Source organism: Streptomyces sp. NPDC057428 (genome assembly GCF_042803195.1).
Classification (GTDB): Bacteria; Actinomycetota; Actinomycetes; order Streptomycetales; family Streptomycetaceae; genus Streptomyces.
In genome coordinates this window covers 1-1,425 of the sequence record NZ_JBHVCT010000223.1, presented here as the reverse complement: position 1 = coordinate 1,425, position 1,425 = coordinate 1, and the positions used below count along the sequence as shown (strand labels likewise).

At 70.5% G+C, this 1,425-nt stretch carries 1 protein-coding gene; it reads right to left on the bottom strand.

Annotation, left to right across the window (positions count from 1 at the left end; all coding sequences use genetic code 11):
* Positions 1-1,367, bottom strand: a 1,367-nt coding sequence (gene tnpC, locus ACFU5K_RS31890) for an IS66 family transposase (RefSeq protein ID WP_384068235.1), incomplete at its 3' end; no start/stop codon positions are given.
* Positions 1,368-1,425: the final 58 nt, after the last annotated feature.

Here is a 1,425-nt window from a genome sequence, read left to right as displayed (position 1 = left end):
TCTTGGATCTTGGATGGTCGCAGGTCGCGTTCGGCCTGGTTGGATGTGGGTGGGATGCGCAGGTCGGTGGTGAAGCGCACGAAGTCCGCCTCGCGTTCGCGGAAGGCTTCCAGGAGCAGGCGGGCCTTGCGGGCGCCCGGCCGTGTGTCGTCCAGGTGCTCGGTTGCGGCCAGGCCGATGGCGACGGCGGCACGCACCCCGCGCAGGCCCAGGACACGGGCCGCTTCGGGCAGGGTGCGGGCGCCGCGCTCGCGGGCCTGGTTGGCTCGGTGGATCAGCTCGCGCAGTTCGTCGGCGAGTTGGACGGGCCAGCGCTGGTCGGGGTAGAGCTCGGCGGCGCCGACGAGGTCGCGCAGCACGTGGGCCAGGCACAGCTGGTGCGTCGACTCGCCCAACTGGGCACTGTCGTAGGCCTGGTAGCGGTCGTGCACGATCACGGTGCCGGGTTCCAGGTCCTGCAGGACGGTGTTGCGGAAGGTGGCCATCGAGCGGTCGCCGAGGAGGAAGTGGGTGTAGAGGTCGGTGCAGGCGACGTGCAGGTAGCCCTTGGCCTCCTTCTTCCCTTCAGCGGGGGTGGCAGAGCCGACCTTGAGCGGGGTCTCGTCCGCGCAGATGGTGAAGGCGAGGGTGATCAGGGTGCGGATCGCGAAGTCGCAGGCGGCCAGTGCGGCAGCGGCGCGCCGCAGCAGGGAGTGGACGAACCCGGCGGATGGTTCGGCGCCGGTGAGCGAGGTGAGGATCTCCACCACGCGGTGGACCGGCACGAAGTGGACAACCAGCAGGTAGACCGCGTAGGCGCGCAGGTTCGGCCCGTACTCGATGCGGCCGGCCCCGGCGCCCTCGGGCCTGGTCGCGGTGTGCACCGTTCCGCAGGCGCAGGCGACCGCGTGCTGGTCGTACTGGGTGACACTTACCGACACCAGCGGGATCTCGTGCTGCTGATACCGGTCCACCACGCCCAGGTCGGCGGCATCAGCGAGGTCCGCGCCGCAGCCGCACGCGCCGACGGGATAGCGTTCCAGGCGCTGGTCGAGTTCGTCCTCCTCGCGCCAGCGCAGCGCGGTCCCCGGCGCCCCGGGCTGCTTGCCTTTCGTACGTCCGGACGACTTGGCCCTGCGCTCCTTGCGCGGCGGGGTGCGGCCCGGACCCTCGTCCTTGGAAGGCGGCACCGAGGAGTTGCCGCTGTTGCGCGAGAGCAGGTGCCGCAGCCGGTCCAGCTCGGCCGCCTGTTCCTCGAACTTCTCCATCAGCCCGGCCAGTTGCGCAGCCAGCGTCGCGATCTGCGCGTCCTGACGCGCGATCACTGCCGCCTGCGCGCGGGCAAGCGCGACAAGCTCCCCATGCGGCAGCAATTCAAGATCGGACACAACGAGATCCAACCACACCGCATCCCGCTTCCACCACGCTCCCACCGTGACGGCCAGT